The 18,841-nt window shown below is 64.7% G+C and carries 16 protein-coding genes; all 16 read right to left on the minus strand.

Annotation, left to right across the window (positions count from 1 at the left end; translation table 11 throughout):
* Positions 1–21: 21 nt before the first annotated feature.
* Positions 22–2,361, minus strand: a complete 2,340-nt coding sequence (locus tag REH34_RS17995) for an MMPL family transporter (RefSeq protein WP_311972113.1) — start codon at positions 2,359–2,361, stop codon at positions 22–24.
* Positions 2,351–2,944: an outer membrane lipoprotein carrier protein LolA gene (locus tag REH34_RS18000; RefSeq protein ID WP_311968657.1), complete on the minus strand. Its 594-nt coding sequence runs from the start codon at positions 2,942–2,944 to the stop codon at positions 2,351–2,353. Before REH34_RS18000 ends, REH34_RS17995 begins: the two co-directional genes overlap by 11 nt.
* Entirely contained in the window at positions 2,941–3,366 is a 426-nt protein-coding gene (locus REH34_RS18005; protein WP_311968658.1) for an acyl-CoA thioesterase, read from the minus strand. The genes REH34_RS18000 and REH34_RS18005 overlap by 4 nt, the downstream gene beginning before the upstream one ends.
* Positions 3,359–4,906, minus strand: coding sequence for an aromatic amino acid ammonia-lyase (locus REH34_RS18010; protein WP_311968659.1), 1,548 nt, complete (start codon positions 4,904–4,906; stop codon positions 3,359–3,361). The genes REH34_RS18005 and REH34_RS18010 overlap by 8 nt, the downstream gene beginning before the upstream one ends.
* Entirely contained in the window at positions 4,887–5,822 is a 936-nt protein-coding gene (locus REH34_RS18015) for a glycosyl transferase (RefSeq protein WP_311968660.1), read from the minus strand. Before REH34_RS18015 ends, REH34_RS18010 begins: the two co-directional genes overlap by 20 nt.
* Positions 5,819–6,553 carry a glycosyltransferase family 2 protein gene (locus tag REH34_RS18020; RefSeq protein ID WP_311968661.1) on the minus strand — a complete coding sequence of 245 codons (735 nt, stop codon included), beginning with the start codon at positions 6,551–6,553 and terminating at the stop codon, positions 5,819–5,821. The genes REH34_RS18015 and REH34_RS18020 overlap by 4 nt, the downstream gene beginning before the upstream one ends.
* The gene (locus REH34_RS18025) at positions 6,546–8,219 is read right to left on the minus strand and encodes an AMP-binding protein (RefSeq protein ID WP_311968662.1); all 1,674 of its coding nucleotides are present in this window, start codon (positions 8,217–8,219) and stop codon (positions 6,546–6,548) included. The genes REH34_RS18020 and REH34_RS18025 overlap by 8 nt, the downstream gene beginning before the upstream one ends.
* The gene (locus tag REH34_RS18030; protein ID WP_311968663.1) at positions 8,216–8,761 is read right to left on the minus strand and encodes a hypothetical protein; all 546 of its coding nucleotides are present in this window, start codon (positions 8,759–8,761) and stop codon (positions 8,216–8,218) included. Before REH34_RS18030 ends, REH34_RS18025 begins: the two co-directional genes overlap by 4 nt.
* The gene (locus tag REH34_RS18035; RefSeq protein WP_226504226.1) at positions 8,758–9,012 is read right to left on the minus strand and encodes an acyl carrier protein; all 255 of its coding nucleotides are present in this window, start codon (positions 9,010–9,012) and stop codon (positions 8,758–8,760) included. The genes REH34_RS18030 and REH34_RS18035 overlap by 4 nt, the downstream gene beginning before the upstream one ends.
* Positions 9,013–9,021: 9 nt before the next feature.
* A complete protein-coding gene (locus REH34_RS18040; protein ID WP_311968664.1) occupies positions 9,022–9,294 on the minus strand; it encodes a phosphopantetheine-binding protein in 273 nt (90 codons plus the stop codon).
* Complete coding sequence (locus tag REH34_RS18045) at positions 9,291–10,088, minus strand: lysophospholipid acyltransferase family protein (RefSeq protein WP_311968665.1); 798 nt, start codon at positions 10,086–10,088, stop codon at positions 9,291–9,293. Before REH34_RS18045 ends, REH34_RS18040 begins: the two co-directional genes overlap by 4 nt.
* A complete protein-coding gene (locus REH34_RS18050) occupies positions 10,064–10,786 on the minus strand; it encodes a beta-ketoacyl synthase chain length factor (protein WP_311968666.1) in 723 nt (240 codons plus the stop codon). Before REH34_RS18050 ends, REH34_RS18045 begins: the two co-directional genes overlap by 25 nt.
* 267 nt (positions 10,787–11,053) lie before the next feature.
* Entirely contained in the window at positions 11,054–11,494 is a 441-nt protein-coding gene (trxC, locus tag REH34_RS18055) for a thioredoxin TrxC (RefSeq protein ID WP_311968667.1), read from the minus strand.
* Between the two features lie 311 nt (positions 11,495–11,805).
* Complete coding sequence (selO, locus tag REH34_RS18060) at positions 11,806–13,269, minus strand: protein adenylyltransferase SelO (RefSeq protein WP_311968668.1); 1,464 nt, start codon at positions 13,267–13,269, stop codon at positions 11,806–11,808.
* A 106-nt stretch (positions 13,270–13,375) separates the two neighbouring features.
* Positions 13,376–16,765 carry a mechanosensitive channel MscK gene (mscK, locus tag REH34_RS18065; RefSeq protein WP_311968669.1) on the minus strand — a complete coding sequence of 1,130 codons (3,390 nt, stop codon included), beginning with the start codon at positions 16,763–16,765 and terminating at the stop codon, positions 13,376–13,378.
* Positions 16,766–16,804: 39 nt separating this feature from the next.
* On the minus strand, positions 16,805–18,547 hold the full coding sequence (locus REH34_RS18070; protein WP_226504233.1) for a potassium/proton antiporter: 1,743 nt from the start codon (positions 18,545–18,547) through the stop codon (positions 16,805–16,807).
* Positions 18,548–18,841 lie beyond the last annotated feature (294 nt).

The following is an 18,841-nucleotide window of genomic DNA, read 5'->3' on the forward strand; positions in this document are numbered from 1 at the left end:
GCAGCCAGAACAGGGCGATGATCATGGCAGTGCCTGCTCGTCGCTGCGGGCCTTGGCCGCCCATGGCGCGAGCATGAAGCTGAACGCCAGGCCGAGGCTGACGGACAGGCCGAAGTTGCTCACCGCCGGGGTGGCCGATATCGCCAGCAGGCCGAACGACAGCCAGGTGGTCGCGGCCGCCAGCAAGGTGCCCAGCAGGCTCACGGCGGCGCCGCCGATCTGCTCGCGCATGAGGATGGCGTAGTCGATGCTGATGGCCGTGACCAGCAACAGGCCGAACAGGCTGAACAGCGTCAGCGGTTGCCCCATCCAGCCCAGGCTGGCGAGGCTGCACAGCGCCGCCAGCAATGGCAGGCAGATCATCCGCACGGCGCCGCCCAGGCCGAACGGCAACACCAGCAGCGCCGCGATCAGCACGCAGGACGCCAGCTTGAGTTCGGCGGCGCTGACCTGCGTGGCGGCGAACAGGCGGTTCAGTTCGCCCAGGCGATCGACCCACTGCACGCCCGGCAGGCCGTCGGCCGCCTGTTGCAGCAGCGCCGCATTGCCCAGGCCCTGGAGGCTGACGGTGGCACTCACGCCCAGGCTCGTGGGGCCCAGCCACAGGGTGCGCCACGGCTCACCCAGGGGGCCGGCGAGCACCTGGTCGATGTCTTCGGCCGGCGCGGCTTGCAACTGCGCAAGCTCCATCTGCAACCCTGTCTGCGGTAGGCCTGCGTCGATCAGCGGCTGCCAATGAGCGGGTAATCGGGCCAGTGCCGCGCGGGTCTGCTGTTGCTCACTGACCGGCGCCACCAGTTGGCTCAGAGCCAGGTAGCCTTGCAAATGGCCTTCACCGACCAGTGTGTCGAGGCGCTGGCTCAAGGTGCGCTGGCGTTCGAGCAGTTGCTGTTGATCCTTGCCGCTGACCAGAAAGAACTGGCTGGTGGGCTGGTAGCCGGTGATGCGCGCGATGGCCTGAGCTTCCTGCATCAGCCCTGGCGGCACGCCGATCCACTGGCGGATATCGTTCTTGACAGTCAGTTGCCACAGGCCGGCGCCGCAGAACACCAACAGCAACCCTAGCAACACCGGGCTGGGCACATGCCGCAGCAGCGCGGCGCGCAGGTCGACCAGGCGCTGGCTCAGGCGCAGCGGCCATTGCGGCGGTTGCAGTTGCAGGCCATTGAGCAGCGCCGGCAGCAGGCACACCGCGCACAGATACGCGCCGAGCAGGCCGGCGGCGGAAAACACCGCGATCTGGGTCAGGGCCGGGAAGGGCGTAAACGCCAGCGCCAGGTAACCGATGGCGCTGGTGGCCAGGCTCAGGCTCAGGCCGACCAGGGTCACGCGCATCGCCGGCCAGGCTTGCCAGGGGCGCAGGCTCCAGCTTTTGGTCAGATAGTGCAGCGGGTAATCGACCGCCACGCCGATCAGGCTGGAGCCCAGCACCAGCGTCATCACGTGCATCTTGCCGAACAGCGCGACGCAGGCCACGGCACCGAACAGCATGCCCACCAGCACTGGCACGAACGCCAGCAGCGCCCGCCAGCGGCGCAAGGTCAGCAGCAACAGCACAATGATGCCCAAGGTGGCGCCACCGCCGACCCAGGTCATCTCCCGGGTGGCCTCGCGCTGACCGTTGGCGGCGTACAGCAGGCCGCTGGCGGCCAGCAACCGGGCGTCGGCCTGAGTCGCCTGCTGGCGCGCGGCGTCCACCAGGTCGGTGACCTTGAGCGGCAGTTGCATATCGAACGCATCGCCGCGGGTACGCGCCCGCAGCAGTACCCAGTTCAGGCCATCGGCCTCGCTGACCAGGGCGCCACTGGCCATGTCGAGTTGCACCAGGCCGTGCTTGGGTTGGGCGTTCTGGATGCGCGCGGTGAGCCCCAGCCAATCGTCCTGAGCAGGCACCAGGCTGAAGCCGGCGAAGGGGTCGAACAAGCTATGCAGGCGTTGCTGGATGAACGCTCCCGGGTCTTGCTCAAGCAGCTGGCGGTCAGCGACGGGCAGCATCGCCAGGCGCCCTTGCAGCAGTTGCCGACGCAGCGCCGGCAAGTCGGATTGCAGTGTCCACTGGACCTTTTCGAACAGCCCGCTGGCCTGCCATTGCTCGCCCAGGTGCTGGGCGAGGGCCACGGCCTTGGTGCGCTCAGCCTGGCCGACCAGGACCAGCAACTCACGGTTGAGCGGCGCTTGCATGCGTTCTTCGGCTTGCTGGCGCACGGCGCTGTCCTGGGCCGAGGCGTTCTGCGCGCTCGGTACCAGCTCCATCAGGTTGGCCGACACCGGCGCGCCATGGCGCCACTGCCAGCCAGCCAGCAAGGCGACCGCCAGCAGCAAAGCCAAAAAGGCGCGAGTCAAAAGCCGCTCACTGGGCAAAATCGGCACGCTCCGCTGCGCTTAAATTGCTGCTGCTGGTGCTGTTGGTCATGCGCAGCACGGTGCTGTCGCCCTGAGTCTCGGCCAGTTGAATGCGCTCGACGTACTCGCCACCGCTGATGTCGATGCGGGTGAAGATCTGCTTGAGCAGCAACGAGCGCGGGGTCAATTGCAGCGTCCAGTGCTGGGCATCGCCTTGCAGGGCCAGCTCGAAGTCCTTCTGCAACTGGCGGCTGTCGCCTTGCAGCACGGCGAAGAACAGCTGGTTCTGCTCGGCACCGCCACCGCGGCTGGGCAGTACTTGCCAGCCGCCGGGGTCGCGACGGGCGATGCCGCGGGCGTCGATGCGGTAATCCTGCTGCACCGGGCTGCTCAGCAACCACAGCAGGCCGTTGGCCTTGGCGAGCACGAAGTTGCCCTTGCTGGTCAGCGGTACCGGCAGCGCACGCAGGTGTTTTTCCTGGATGAACGGGCCACGCACCACGGTGGGCTTGCCCAGTTGCTGGCTCAGTTCGTCGATGCTGAATGCCTGGGCCAGGCTAGTCACGGCGAGCAGGGTGATGAGGGTCAACAGGCGGATCATGGCAGGGCGCGCTCCACGGCATCGATAAAGACTTGCGGCGAGGCCAGCTGCATTTCGCGGCTTGCGATGGCCACGGCGACCTGTACGGTGGTGGCGCGGGTCATGCGCTCTGCGGTCTTGGCGTCGCTGATCAGATAATTGATTTTCAGGCGGTTCTCCCATTCGACCAGTTCGGCGCGCACGTTCAGGCGCTGACCGAACACCGCGCCGCGCACGTAGCGCAGTTGCATGTCGATGATCGGCCAGGCGTAGCCCGAAGCGCGCATGTCCACGTAGTTGTGGCCCAGGTGGTCGAGCAGCGCGCAGCGCGCCACTTCAAGGTATTTGACGTAGTGGCCGTGCCAGACCACGTCCATGCTGTCGACGTCGAAGAACGGCACGAGGATTTCGCTATCGACCTGCAACACGCCGCGGCTACGCATCGAACAGGCTCCAGTGCTGATCGGCGATGCGCTGCAGGCACAGGCGCAGCTCGCCCTCCAGCGCGCGGTCTTCGATCACCGGCGCGAAGTCTTCGGCCAGTTGCCCGTGCATCTGCGCCAGGGCGGGTGGCAATGGGCGCGCTTGTGGGTCGCGACCGCGCAGCCATACGCCTTGCTGGGCGGCCAGCAGCGCGGCGGCGGCGACCTGTTCGGTGAGCTCGAGGCTGCGCAGGGCATCGCGGGCGGCGATAGTGCCCATGCTGACTTTGTCCTGGTTGTGGCATTCGGTGGAGCGCGAAAACACACTGGCCGGCATCGTGTTTTTCAGCGCTTCGGCGGTCCAGGCGCTGGCGCCGATCTGCACCGCCTTGAAGCCATGGTTGAGCATCGCGCGCTCCGCCGGGGCTCCGGACAGGTTGCTCGGCAGGCCGTGGTTGTAACGCACGTCTACCAGCAGGGCCAGTTGCCGGTCGAGCAGGTCGGCGACGTTGCCGACCAGGTTTTTCAGGCTGTCCATGGCAAAGGCGATATGGCCGCCATAGAAGTGCCCGCCATGCAGCACGCGCTCGGCTTCGGCGTCGATGATCGGGTTGTCGTTGGCACTGTTGAGTTCGGTCTCGATGAATCCGCGCAGCCAGCCCAGGCTGTCGGCCAGCACCCCGAGGACGTGAGGCGCGCAACGCAGCGAATAGCGATCCTGCAAACGGTGCAGGGGCGGCGTCGGCGCCTCGATGGCCAGGTCCTGGCGCAACCAGCGCGCCACCTGCATCTGCCCGGGGTGGGGCTTGGCGGCGAACAGACGCTCGTCGAAATGCTCGGGGTTGCCTTGCAGGGCGACCACGTTGAGGGCGGTGATGCGGGTGGCCAGCTTGAGCAGGTAGTCGGCGCGGGCGAACGCCAGGCAGGCGAGGCCAGTCATCACCGCAGTGCCGTTCATGATTGCCAGCGCCTCTTTGGGACGCAGCACCAGCGGCTGCCAGCCTAGCTCGCGATGCACATCGGCGGCGCTGCGGCGCTCACCGTCGAACAGTACGTCGCGCTCGCCGGACAGGGTCGCGGCCACGTAGGAGAGTGGCGTCAGGTCGCCGCTGGCACCTACCGAGCCCTCTTCGGGAATGATCGGCAGCACGTCGTGTTCGAGAAAGGCGTGCAGACGTTCGAGCAACTCGATGCGCACGCCCGATACGCCGTGGCACAGCGACTGCAAACGCGCGGCGAGCACCGCGCGGGTGGCGCTGGCGTCGAGGGTTTTTCCCAGCCCGCAGCCGTGGAAGGTATACAGATGCCGCGGCAGCGCCTCGACATGCTCCAGGGGCACCGCCACCACGCACGAGTCGCCATAGCCGGTGGTGACGCCGTAGATCACGCCTTCCTTGTCCAGCAACGAGTCAAGGAAGCGCGCGCCTTTGGCGATACGTTCGCGGTACGGCGCATCGCTTTGCAAGGCGCTAGGGGCCTGCTGTTTGGCGACGGCGAGGATGGCTTCGATCGCCAAAGGGGCCTGGCCGAACAGGATCGGCTCATGCTTGGGAGTGGTCATCGGCTTTCCAGAAAGGGTAGAAGTTGAACCATTGCTGCGGTGCCTGCTGGCAATAGTGCTCCAGGCGCTTGGCGTACTGGCCGACCCACTGGGCGATCACCTGATCGCGGTCGTTACGCTTCCACTGCACCTGCTCGGCGAAGGGTTCGAGAATGACGTGGTAGCGGCCCTGCTGCTTGAGACAGAAAAACAGATTGAGCGGACACTTGAGCAGCCCGGCCAGCAGCCAGGGCCCCTGCGGGAAGGCGGCTGGCGCGCCAAGGAAGTCGACGCGCACGTGACGGCCGCCATGCAGCGGCACGCGATCACCAGCGATGGCCAGCCATTCGCCGCGATCCAGGCGCTCGCTCAGTTGCAGCATCACTGCCGGGTTCAACTCGCTGACCTGGACGAGTCGCAGGTTGGTGGCGCCCGCTTCGCCCAGCAGGCGGTTGAAGCGCTCGGCGTGGCGGGTATGCACCAACACGTTCATGGTGACCTTTTCACCCAGCTCGGCAAGCGCTCGGCACACCTCCAGATTGCCCAGATGCGCGCCCACCAGCAGTTGCCCGCGGGCGCCGCGCATGGCCGGACGCAGGTTGGCCGGATCGACGATCCGGATCTGCTCCAGGCGCAGGCGACCGTTCCACACGTCGAGTTTGTCGAGCAGCGCGTCGGCGAAGGCCATGAATTGCCCGAACACCGAGCGCAGGCTTGGCTGCAGAATCGCCAGCCCGCTACTGACGGCGAGTCGGCGCTGATACTCCCAGATGCTCTGGCGCGCACGTTTACCGAAGACAAAGAAATACAGGACGATGCCGTACAGAATCGGGCTCAGCAGCCGTCGGCCCAGGAGCTTGACGGCCAGGGCGGTGAGTTTCATCAGCCAGAAACTGCCGCGCTCCTGATGGTCAGCCCAGTGCTTTTGCTCGCTCATGCCCGTACTCGCCGCCAGAGGATGACCGGCAAGCGTACGAGCATGCCGAAGAACAGCTTGGCGTGCATCTTGGAGATCAGCGCGTTGTCGTGGAACAGCCGAAAGTGCGACAGGCCGTCGGTGGGGTAATGCACTTTGGTTGGCAGCCATTGCATCGGCTGGTTGCGCCAGGCCAGGCGCACGAGGATTTCGGGGTCGAAGTCCATGCGCTTGCCCAGCCGGGTGTTGCTGATCAGCGGAATCACCACCGCCAGCGGGTACACACGAAAACCACACATCGAATCTAGAATGCGCAGCGACAGGCTGTTGATCCACACCCACACGTGGGTCAGGTAGCGCGCATACAGGCGGCCCTTGGGCACGCTGGCGTCGTACTGTGGATAACCGCACACCAACGCGTGCGGATGCTGGCGCGAGGTGTCGAGGAAGCGTTGGATGTCCTGCAGGTCGTGTTGGCCGTCGGCGTCCACTTGCAGCGCATGGCTGAAGCCCAGGCGTTGCGCTTCATGCAGGCCGGCCATGACCGCGCCACCCTTGCCTTGGTTGGCGGCAAGGCTCACCAGCCAGGTGTCGGGCTGCTCGGCCAACGCCTGCAGGACCTCGGCACAGCGCGGGCTGCTGGCGTCATCGACCAGCACGCAGGGCAGGCCGGCGCGCAGTAGTTCGGCGACCACCGCGCCGACCGCCTCCTCATGGTTGTACACCGGGATCACTGCGCAGGGCTTATGCATGCTCGGCCTCGAGGAGGATGCGGCCGCTGGAGCAGGCCGCGCCACCGCTGCGGAAGGTGAAGTAGAGCTTGCCGCGCTCGGCGTCGAATTCCAGTGTCAGGTCCAGCAGGTCGCCGGGGCGTACCAGTTGCTGGAACTTCAGCACTTCCATGCCGGCAAAACGCGGCGGTATCTGCAGTGCCTGGGCCGCCAGCGCCTGGGCCCACTGCACTTGCACCACGCCGGGGAGGACAGGCGTACTGGGGAAGTGCCCGCTGAAGTACGCCAGATCCACGGGTACGCGCAGTTGCAGCAGCAGTTGCTGGCCTGCTTCAACCTGGCTCAGCACCAGCGGCAGTTTTGGCCGCTCCTGGCTGAGCAAGTCATCGATCAGCGCCTGAGGCAGCTTGCCTTGGCTGGTGAAGGGCAGTTGTTCGAGCAAACGCCAGCGCCGCGGCAGCGCCACGGCTTCGCAATGTTGCGCCAGATGTTCGCGCAGCGCCTGGGTGAGGGCGCGCCGGCCGTGATTGCGCAGGGCTGCAAGACCTTGCGGGCTGAGGACCAGCAACGCGCCGAGCGCGGCGCGGTTGATGTGCACCACGCCCAGGCGCGCGTCCTCGACCCAGGGATGGTCGATCAGCGCGTGTTCGAGCATCGGCAGGGAGAGGCGTTTTTCTTCCAGCTTGACGATGCGATCCAGGCGCCCGAGCAGCTGGAAACGCCCATCCGCCTGGAACTGCACGGCGTCGGCACTGTGCTCTACGTGGCCGACCGGCAGGTACGGGGAGGCGATGCACAGGGCGCCGTCGGCATCCTGGCTCAATTCGATGTCGGCGAAGGCTTGCCACAAGGCATCATGCTGGCGCCAGGCAATACCGCCGGTTTCCGAGCTGCCGAGGATCTCCGTCGGCCGCTGGCCGAGGCGTTGTTCCAGCACGTCGGCGGTGTCTGCGGCCAAGGCTCCACCTGAAGAGAACACCTGCTTGACCGCACTCAGGGCTGGCCAGTCGAGGTTGTCACCCATGCGTTTGAGCAAGGCGGGGCTGGTGACCCAGGCGAACTCGCGATGCTCGCGGCTGGCGCGTTGCAGGTCCTCGGGGAAGGGCAGTTGGGCGCGCCAGAAGGGCCGGCCGCTGCACAGCGGCCATAACACCCGGAACAGCAGGCCGTAGATGTGCTGAGTGGCGACGCTGCCGATCAGGCAGGCCTGGCCCAGGGTGGGCGCCCATAACTGTTCGAGGGCCTGCACTTCGTTGGCGAGTTGGCGCAGGGTCTTGTCGATGCGCTTGGGCTCGCCGCTGGAGCCGGAGGTGCACAGGCTCAGCAGGCACAGGTCGAGGTCCAGCGCGGCCGGCGCTAGCGTCTCATCGGCGTGCACGCTAAGCGCCGGGTCGCTGTCGGTCAGCCACAGGTCGACCGCGCTTGCCCAGCGGTGGCGGGTCTGCGGTTGCAGGTCGGCGGGCAGCAGCACGCTGACACCGGCACGCCAGGCGCCGAGCAGCGTTACGGCCAGCTCTCCCGCATCGGCCAGGTGCACGGCCAGGCGCTTGATGCCCCTGCGTTGCAAGGCCGCTGCCAGGCTCAGAGCGCGGCGCTGCAAGGTCGGTTGATCCAGTGCCGGGTCGAAGGTGACGGTTCGCCCGGGTAGCGCCTCGAGCAGCAGATGCTCGAGTTTTATCCATGTCATGCGCGGCCTCTTACGCGTTGTCGGACCCACCATTCGCCAGCGAACAGCAAGCCCATCAGTCCATAGGCGATCAAGCCGGTATACAGCGTCCACCAGCTCAGTGGCGCCCAGAGAGTCAGGCCTGCGGCGATGAGGCCGTTGACCAGAAAAAAACCGCTCCACACTTGCGTCACAAGGCGCGTGTAGGCGATGGCCACGGCGGGCAGTTCCGGCTCGCGCAGGCGCGCCAGACGTTCAACCACCGGTGGACCGTAGATCAGGCTGGAGCCGAACAGCCCGAGCATGAAGGTGCTGATCAGCACCGGGTACCAGCGCAGCAATTGGGCGTTGCCGACCACCATCACCAGTACACAGAACGCGATGGCCGCACCGGCCATCCAGCGATTGCCCACTCGAGCCGGGCTGGTCAGCACTCGCGCCAGCCACAGGGCGCCGAGCAGCAGGCCCACTTGCCAGGGCTTGAAGTGTTCCAGCCCGAAATACACCACGAAGGGGTACGACAAACCGGCCAACAGCAGGGTGAGGCCGATCAGTCGACTCATGCGGCGGTGCTGACCAGACGATGCACGGCATCGACGACGTCGCCCACGGTGCGTACGGTCTTGAAGTCCTCGGCGGCGATTTTCTTGCCGGTCTGGCGCTTGATGTGGTCGATCAGGTCAACGGCATCGATGCTGTCGATCTCCAGGTCCTCATAGAGGTTGGCGTCCATCGTGACCTGGGATGGCTCCAGTTCGAAGAGCTCCACCAAGGCGTCGCGCAGGGTGTCGAAGATGTCATCACGGGTTTGCATGGTACGGTCTCAGGCTGCCTGTTTGGCCGTGACAAAAGCCGCGAGGCTGGCCACATTATTGAAGTGATTGCGGGTGTCCTTGGCGTCGGCATCGATCTTGATGCCATAACGTTTCTGGATCGCCAGACCGAGTTCAAGGGCGTCTACCGAGTCCAGGCCCAGACCTTCGCCGAAGAGGGGTTGGTCGTCGCCGATGTCCTGCGCGCTGATGTCTTCGAGGCCCAGGGCGTCGATGATCAGCAGCTTGATCTGCATGGCGAGGTCCGTGTTCAAATCGCTCATTTGGCGGCGAGTTCCTTGGTGAAATAGTGGTGCAGATGATCGTTGAGCTTGCGCGACGCTTGGGGCGCCGAGCCTGCCGCGGTGAAGCTCACAGGGTCTATATCGGCACCGACGTGAAAACTGAAGTGCGGACGTGTGGCTGGAATGCGGTACCAGGGTTCGGCTTTGGTCAGGGTGGTGGGGCTGACCTTGATAGTGACCGGAGTGATCACGCTGGCGCCGCGCAGGGCGATGGCCGCGCCACCCCGATGGAATACCGGTGGCTGGCCGGGTGTGGTGCGCGTGCCCTCGGGAAAAATGATCAGCGTCTGACCGCTGCGCAACGCTTGCGCGGCGTCTTCGAGCATGTCCATGCTGCCGTCGTTGCTGATGTATTGCGCCGAGCGCACCGGGCCGCGTGTCGAGGGGTGGCGCCACAGGCTCTGCTTGACCACGCAGTTGGCGTTGCGCACCAGGCCGATCAGGAACACCACGTCGATCAGCGACGGGTGATTGGCGATGATCATCTGCCCCGGGCGGCCGAGCCGTTCTGCGCCGTGCACCTCGAAGGTCAGCACGCCGCAGCGGCGCATCACTTGAATGAACATCCAGAACAGCCAGCTGATGGTCTGCCGGGCGCGGCGGCGCAAGGCGTCGGGCTCGCGGGAAAGGCGGCCGAGCAGCGGGAAGACGATCAAGCGCAGGCACAGGCCACCCAGGCCGAACAGCAAAAAGCACGCGGCGGTGGCCAGCAGGCGCCAGTAGTAGGCGTTGCCACGTCGGGCTTTGGTTACAGCGTGCGTTGCCAATTCCATGTGCGGTGTTCCCAGTGGTGTTGGCAGGCGGGATGGTTGCCGAGCAGGGTCCCTAGCAGGTTCAGGGCATGCGGGCGTGGGGTGCGCTGTTTTTGGTGGACGTTGGGCTCAAGTGTCAGCGTCCATTGCTCACCTGGGGTCAGCAGCAGGGCGACGGCATAGGCGAAGGGCACGTCGTCGATCCATTGCGCATAGTCCTCGGGAGGCTCTTCTTCGCTGAGAATCAGCAACACGGCCGGAGCGCCTTCGCTCAATAGCGCGGCGGCCTCCAGCACGCCGTGCTCAAGGCCGTCACCGGCGGCTGCCAGCGCAGTCATCTCGCTGGTCTCGCCACGCATGATCGACCACAGGCCGATCACCGCGTTATGCACCGACAGGCTGAACTGCGTCGGCGACAGTGGTTGCTCGGCGGCCAGCTCCTTGAGGATTTCCAGGGTGCGCGGGGTTTCGCCGTGACGGGACACGAACACCAATGGCAGATCGTTCAGGCCTTCGGCCAGCGGCCAGCCGACCGCGAACGCCATGCGCGCCATCCGGCTCAGGCGCCGACGTTGCATGGCGGGCAGGAAGGACACGTCGGGGGCCTGGTCTGCCGATGGCGTGAATACGCTCGGGTCCTGGCTCCATTGGCGCCATTCTGCTTGCGAGGTAAGACCGGGAGCCCAGGCTCGCCATTGCGCGATATTGAATGTGGTCACGAGCTTCTGTTCCCACCCTTTCCAGGGCATGCAATCCATGGCGCCGAGCAGACAACAGTCCACCCAGACTCGGTGCCGCGTCGCGGTGGCGGCATTATCCTGATGGCGGTGGGAAGGTGCAAATGTTGCTTCCATTTGCACGGCAGCAGTGCTCCCGGCGGATTGCGGGGAGCTCTGATGCATCACGCTTCAAGCGCCCGTTACCGTTCGTCTGGGGGCGCTTTGATACTTTACGGCCGGGTCTGTGACCCTGGTGTTAAAGATCATTCATGCAGCGACACCCTGGCTCTTGAGCCAGTTCTGCAATTGTATCAACGGCAATGCTCCGCTTTGCCGCGCCACTTCGCGCCCGTCCTTGAACAAGATCAGGCTGGGGATCGAGCGAATCCCCAGTTGCGTCGACAGTTGCGGGTTGGCCTCACTGTCAAGTTTGGCCAGCCGGCACTTGCCCGTCAGTTGCGCCGCCGCCTGCTCGAACACCGGCGCAAACGACCGGCATGGCCCGCACCACTCGGCCCAGACATCCACCAGCAACGGCAGATCGCCTTTGATCTGGCTGCTGTAGTCGCCTTGCCTCAGCTCGAAGGGCACGTTCAGCAGCACTCCCTGTTTGCAGCGCCCGCACTTGGGCTGATCGCTCAAACGCTCGGCGGGGATGCGGTTCAGGCCGTTGCAGTGCGGGCAGGGGATGATCAATGGTTCGGACATGGCGGGGTTACCGGGTGAGGGCAGATGTTGCCTATGTGGAGCCGCCAGGCTGGATTATCAAGGTAGGAAGAGATTTGAGAAACGTCCTACGCCGTTATCGGAATTATCGCTATTTGCGATAATTTGGCAGACGCATACAGGCCTGTAGTCAGGCCAATGAAGTCGTTGATCTTTCAGGCAGCGGCGCATTGGCCGTTTATCACGTTTCTGTTGACTCGTCCCGGCAGTGACGCCGAATACGACTCGCTGCCACATTGACGGTGTAGGCCCTCGCGTCAGGCGGCGAGGGGGCTTTCAGTGGCACCTCCACCTCAGGACGAACAACTGATCTCCAGATGCTTGCCCCACTCCGGTGGCCGTTCGGCGTACTGCTCCATGCCGGGCTGCTGTTCGAACGGGCGGGTCAGCACGGCGTGTAGCTGGCGCACCTCTGAGTAGTCCCCGCGCTCGGCGGCGTCGATGGCTTTTTGCGCGAGGTAGTTGCGCAGCACGTACAGCGGATTGACGGCATGCATGCGAGCTTGCCGTTCGCTGTCGCTGCCTTGTTCTTCGCGGCCGATGCGGGCCAGGTAGTCGGCAGCCCAGCCGTCGAAGCCGAGCATGTCGACGAAGTCGTCGCGCAAAGTGGCTACCGCTAGCGCAGCAGGCTGATCACCCAGGCGGCGGAAGAACAGGTTGTAGTCCACGGCGCTGTTCTGCATCAGGTTGAGCAAGCGCTCCACCAGGGTCATGTCGCCGTCCTCGGCACTGGTCATGCCCAGGCGGCGGCGCATGCGGTCCAGGTACTGGGCCTGATACAGCGGCAGGAACATCCCCAGTGCCTGGCGCAGCGGTTCGAGCGCGATCAGCGGCGTCAGGGCCTGTGCCAGCGCGCTGAGGTTCCAGTGGGCGATGGGCACCTGATTGCTGAAGGAGTAGCGGCCTTCATGATCGGAATGATTGCAGATGAAATTGGCGTCGAAGTCATCGAGAAACGCAAACGGCCCGAAATCGAAGGTGATACCCAGGATCGACATGTTGTCGGTGTTCATGACCCCGTGGCAGAACCCATAGGCCTGCCACAACGCGATGAGCTCGGCGTTGCGCTCGACGATGGTGGTGAACATCGCCAGATACGGCTGGGGTTGCTCCAGGCATTCGGCAAAGTGCATGGCCAGCACGTGGTCGGCGAGGATCTTCTGCTGTTCCGGCTGTTTGGTGTAATAGAAGTACTCGAAGTGCCCGAAGCGCACGTGGCTGGGCGCCAGGCGCAGGACCATCGCGCCGCTCTCCTGAGTTTCGCGCCACACCGGGGTGTCGGAACCGATCACGCACAGCGCGCGGGAGCTGGGGATGCCCAAGGCGTGGAGGGCTTCGGAGGCCAGGAACTCGCGGATCGACGAGCGCAGCACCGCGCGCCCGTCGCCCATGCGCGAGAACGGCGTCTGCCCGGCGCCCTTGAGGTGCAGGTCCCAGTGCTCGCCGGCAGTGTTGTAGACCTCGCCCAGCAGCAACCCGCGGCCGTCGCCCAGTTGCGGGTTGTAGTGGCCGAACTGATGCCCGGAGTAGATCATCGCCCGCGGCTCGGTCTCGGCCCACAACTTGTGGCCGCTGAACACTTCGGCGAACAATGGGGTTTGGGCTTCGCTGGGAGCCAGGTCGAGCAGCGCCATGGCGGCATCGCTGGCCACCACCAGGCGTGGCGAGTCCAGCGGCGCCGGTAGCACGTGGATCGAGAACACATCGCCCAGGCGGGCGAAGCGGTTGTCGAAAGTCAGTTCGTCGAGGGCTTTCACGGCCGTCTCCCAGTGATATGGATGTTTCGCCGCCGCCGCACGCGCTAGCTCGCTGCCACAGGGGGAAGTGTACACCTTGTGGCAGCGGACTCTGCCCGCGAAGGGCTCAGTCCAGTTTGGACGGCGGTGGGTTCGGTGCTTCGATCGACTGCGCCGGCGTAGGCGTTTCGGGCTCATCGGTTTGCGGCTGCAACGTCCCGGCCGGGCCACCTTCGCCGGGCTTTTGCGGCACCAGCTTGTATTCCTCGCCCTGGGTGTTCTTCAGGTAGATCTCCATCTGCCGGAACGAGATGTTGATCTTCTGCGCCTTGAACTCCTTGTTGATGAACCGGTTGATCTCGTCGAGCACCGGGTTGCGGTCGCCGAGGTCGCGCACGTGCATGCGCAGTTCGTGGTCCAGGGTGCTTTCGCCGAAGTTGAGGAAGTACACGTGGGGCTGCGGGTCCTTGAGCACGCGTGGATTGTCGGCGGCGGCCTTGAGCAGCAGGCTGCGCACCAGGTCGAGGTCGGAGCCATAATCCACGCCCAGCTTGAGGGTCACCCGGGTGATGGTGTCGGTCAGCGACCAGTTGATCAACTGGCCGGTGATAAAGGTCTTGTTGGGGACGATGATGTCCTTGCGATCGAAATCCGTGATGGTGGTGGCGCGGATGCGGATCTTGCTGACCGTCCCCGACAGATTGCCGATGGTGATGGTGTCGCCGATGCGCACCGGGCGCTCGAACAGGATCATGATGCCGGAGATGAAGTTGGCGAAGATCTCCTGCATGCCGAACCCGAGGCCCACCGACAGCGCAGCCACCAGCCACTGCAGCTTGTCCCAGCTGACCCCCAGGGTCGACAGCGCCGAGACGAAACCGACCCCGGCGATCACATAGGACAGCAGCGTGGTCGTCGCGTAGGCACTGCCCTGAGCCAGGTTCAAACGCGACAGGACCAGTACTTCCAGCAGGCCCGGCAAGTTGCCGGCGAGGATGAAGGTAATGCCGATGATCACCGCCGCGCCGATCATGTCGCCCAGGCTGATGGGCACCATGCTCATGGTGGCGCCGGTGCCGCTGGTGTATTCGTACAGGGTGATGTTGTCCAGGTACGAGAACACGCTGATCAGGTCCGACCACACCCAGTACAGCGCCGCGATAAAGCCGCCCAGCAGCGCCAGGCGGATCAGACGCAGGGACTGCTGGTTGACCTGTTCGATGTCCAAAGTCGGCTCTTCGCCCACGCCTTCGCCATCACCGTTGTCCTTCGCGGCCTGGCGCTTGGCCAGCGCGCGGTTGTAGGCCAGGCGCCGCGCGGCGACGCTGAGGCCACGCACGAACGCGGCTTCGATCACCAGCCAGAGCATCAGCAGATACAGGGTGTTGATCAGCCGGTCGGTGAGCTTGAGCGCGGTGTAGTAGTAGCCGAAGCACACCGCCAGGAACAGCGCGATCGGCAAGGCGGTGAACGCCATGCCCACTGCGCGGCGGAACAGCGAGGCGGTCTGATGGGTCGGACTGCCGAGCAACAGGCGGCCCAGCAGGCTGGCCATCAAGGCGTAGCAGGCCAGCACCACGAGGATGCCGATCACATCTTCGGCCAGCGCCGAGGGCTGCAGCTCCGCCACGGCCACCACGGTGACCAGCGCCAGCACCACGAAGCCCAGTTTGCGCACCCATTTTTGCAGGAACTCGACCTGGCGCTTCTCCCAGCGGAAATGCAGTTCAGCCACGCCCGCCGGGGCGAGGATCCGGTACGCGGTATAGAACACCAGCCAGGCCTGGGCGATCTGCAGCAGCGCCGAGCCGAGGCTGGCGTTCTGCCCGCGGGCGTCGATCTGCAACGCCAGCCCGCACAGCCCGAACGCCAGCGCCACCGGCAGGGCGAGGAGGATGTTGATCAACAGCGCCAGCGGCGTGTGCCACTGGTTGTCACGCTTGAAGTGGCCAATGTCGTGATGCAGTTGCGCCAGCTTGCGGTACAGGTAGCCACGGCGCCACAACAGGGCACCGATCACCAGCAGCAACGGCAGGAACAGCAGCGGCCGCTGCAGCAGACCGTCGCTCAGTTCGCTCACACTGGAGGCCCAGGGCAAGGTTGCGACCTGCTTGACCAGGCGCTTGGGCATGCCCATGAACCAGTCGCCGTCGAGCGGCTTGTTGCTGGGGATCCAGAACATCTGCTCGTCGAGGGTCTTGCGCAGGCTCTGGGCGGTGCTGACCAGTTGCTTCTGATTGAGCTGCAGGGTGATGGACTCGTTGAGCAGGGCGCTCAGCTCGCGGTTCAGGCGCTCCAGCAGGTCGCTACGGGTGACGGCCAGATCCAGCAGGCCTTTGCGCAGCTGTGGGGTGACATCGGCGGGCGGCTGCGCGGCGATCAGGTTCTCGACATAGGCGGTCGGGCTGCTGAGGGCCTCGCGCTGTTGATTGACCTCGAATTGGTACAGGCGAATGTCGGCGATCTGGTCCGCCAGGTTGCGGTTGACCTTGAGGTGCGGCAGCGCCTGTTTCTGCTTGTAGAGGATCTTGGACAGCAGCAGGCTGCCTTGCAGCACGCTGATCTGCTCATCCAGCGCCTGGTCGGTCTGAGTGATGCTATCGAGCTGCTGTTTGGTCTTGAGGTTTTCTTGGGTCAGCTCATTGAGCTCGTCGGTGCTCTTGAGCAGGTAGTCGGAGAGCTTGACGTTGGTCGCGCTCTCGGTGGCGAGCACGCTGCTGCCGCCGGCCTTCTGCGCTTCCAGCGATTGCTCGGTGACGGTCTTCTGCGACTGCGCCAGGCGCTTCTGGTTGATCAGCGTCTGCAGGTCCTGGATTTCCTGTTCGAGCAGGCCGGTCTTGGCCATCAGTACGTCATGCTGGCTGTTGCCCAGGTCCTGCAGCAGGGTGTTGCCGGCCAGTTCCTGGCGGCGCAGCGCGATCAACGAGTTGATCGCGGCCAGCTCGGCGTTCAGTTCGTTGCGCTGGTCGGCATTGATCGACTTGCCGTTATCGCGGCCGCTCTTGAGGATGCCGTTGATCTGCTGGATGCGGTTCTGCTTGTCGCTGATCTCGGTTTGCGCACGTTCGGGGCGGGTCTGGGCGGCGATGGTCATCGAGTTGGCATCGGACAGGGCCTTCTGCAGGCCGCCTTGTTCGTTGCTGCGATCGGTGAGCAGCTGCTCGAGCTGCGTAACGCTCTGGTTGGCATAGCGCTGCTCGACCGGCACCACCTTGGTGGCCTTGATGCGCGCGAGTTCGCGCTGGTTGGCGATGGTGTCCTTGGGCGCGTCGAGCAACTGCTGCTTGAGATCTACCAGTTGACGCTGGTTGTCCTCGTCATTGGTGAGATACGTCAGGGTGCCTTGCAGTATTTCCTGCAGGGCTTTCTGGTCGGCATCGGCCAGTTTGCGATCTCCGATGCGGTCGAGGCTTTGCTGCACGGAGTCGCGGGAGGGCGCATCGGCGGCGTGGACGGCAGAAATCGTCAGGCACAGCCCCAACAGGGCTGTGGTGAGCAGAGAACGCAGGCTAGGCATAGGTAAAAAGTCGGGTAACTCGAAGATTGGATCGGCAGTTTAGAGGAACAACCCGGGGCCCGGGCGACTTCCTTCGGGGAATCTGACGCCGACTTTGCCAATCTTGTTCCCGTCCATGACCGCAACCGTCCAGATGGTGCTGTTCCATTCGACATGGTCGCCGACCACCGGTGCACCGCCGACCTTCTGGGCAATGAAGCGGCTGAGCGGCATGTGCGGGTCGACTCCGTCGAGTTGCAGGCCATAGAGCGCCGACACCGCGCCCAGCTCCGCGTCGCCTTCGAGCACAAAGTCGCCGAAAAAGCGCAGGTCGAGGCCACGTTGCGGGGCCTGGCTGAACAGTTTGCCGAGTGCTGGCAGGTTGTGCTCGTGACCGATCACACACAGCAGGTCGCCCACTTCCAGCACCGTACTACCGGACGGGTGGAGCAATTGCTGGCCTCGAAACAGCGCCGCGATGCGGGTGCCCTCGGGCATTTTCAGTTCCCGTAGCGCAGCGCCGATGCACCATTTTTCGGCGCCCAGGCGGTAGACGAACAGCTCCCACTCGCTGGTGACGTGGACTTCCAGCGCCGACCGGGAGATGGGGGCCGGGTCCGGCGGTACCGTGACTTTGAGCAGCTTGGCGACCCACGGCAGGCTGGTGCCCTGCACCAGCAGCGACACCAGCACGATGAAGAACGCCAGGTTGAAATACAGCTGCGCGTGGGGCAGGCCGGCCATCAGCGGAAACACCGCCAGAATGATCGGGACCGCGCCGCGCAGGCCGACCCAGGCGATAAAGCCCTTCTCGCGGCCATGGAAGGCCTTGAACGGTAGCAGTCCGACGAACACCGACAGCGGCCGTGCGATGAGGATCATCCACAGCGCCAGGGCCAGCGCCGGGATGGCGATAGGCAGCAGGTCGTGGGGGGTGACCAGCAGGCCCAGCACCAGGAACATGCCAATCTGCGCCAGCCAGGCCATGCCGTCGAGCATGTGCAGGATGCCGTGCCGGCTGCGGATCGGCTTGTTGCCCAGCACCAATCCGCACAGGTACACCGCCAGAAAGCCGCTGCCATGCAGGGCGTTGGTCAGGGCGAACACCACCAGGCCGCCGCTGATCACCAGGATCGGGTACAGGCCGTTGGCCAGATTGATGCGATTGACCAGCTGCAGCATCAGCCAGCCGCCGCCCAGGCCGATGGCGCCGCCGATGCCGAATTCGCGAATCAGATGGAACAGCAGGCTCCAGTGCAGGCCTGTCTGGCCGCTGGCGAGCATGTCGATCAGGGTCACGGTGAGGAACACCGCCATGGGGTCGTTGCTGCCGGATTCGATCTCGAGGCTGGCGCTGACCCGCTCGTTCAGGCCCTTGCCGCCCAGCAACGAAAACACCGCCGCGGCGTCGGTGGAGCCGACGATCGCGCCGATCAGCAGGCCCTGGATGATGTTCAGGTCGAACAGCCAGGCCGCCATCATGCCGGTCAGCCCGGTGGTGATCAGCACGCCCACGGTGGCCAGCGACAAGGCCGGCCAGAGCGCCACGCGGAAACTCGCCACCCGTGTGCGCAAGCCACCGTCGAGGAGGATCACCGCCAGTGCCAGGTTGCCGACCAGATAGGCCGTGGGGTAGTTGTCGAAGATGATACCGCCACCATCGACCCCAGCCGACATGCCGACCGCGAGGATGATGACCAGAATGGGGATGCCCAGCCGTGAGGACAACGAGCTCACCAAGATGCTCGCACCTACCAGCAACGCGCCGATCAAGAACAGGCTGTTGATGGTCGTCGCATTCAAGGGCAGTACTCCAGTCCAAGGCAAAGCGTGCATCATGCAGGCTGCGTGCCAAGGATAATAACCTGTGTAAATGCATATATGTCAAAGGGCTACGGATAAAAGCCTCAGGCGGCGGCCTGGTAGATAGATACCGCGCCGCCGCCCTGCGGCTCTCTTGACGTGCCAGACCTCTCATCTGCCAAGAGGGTTCTTGCATTGGATGACGGGCAGTTCATCAGCCATGCGATCTTGGCCTATACCAGCTCTGGCAATTTGATCAACGTGGTCTTTCGCCTGACCGAGCTGGAGACATTG

The organism is Pseudomonas baltica (assembly GCF_031880315.1).
In the GTDB taxonomy this organism is placed as follows: Bacteria; Pseudomonadota; Gammaproteobacteria; order Pseudomonadales; family Pseudomonadaceae; genus Aquipseudomonas.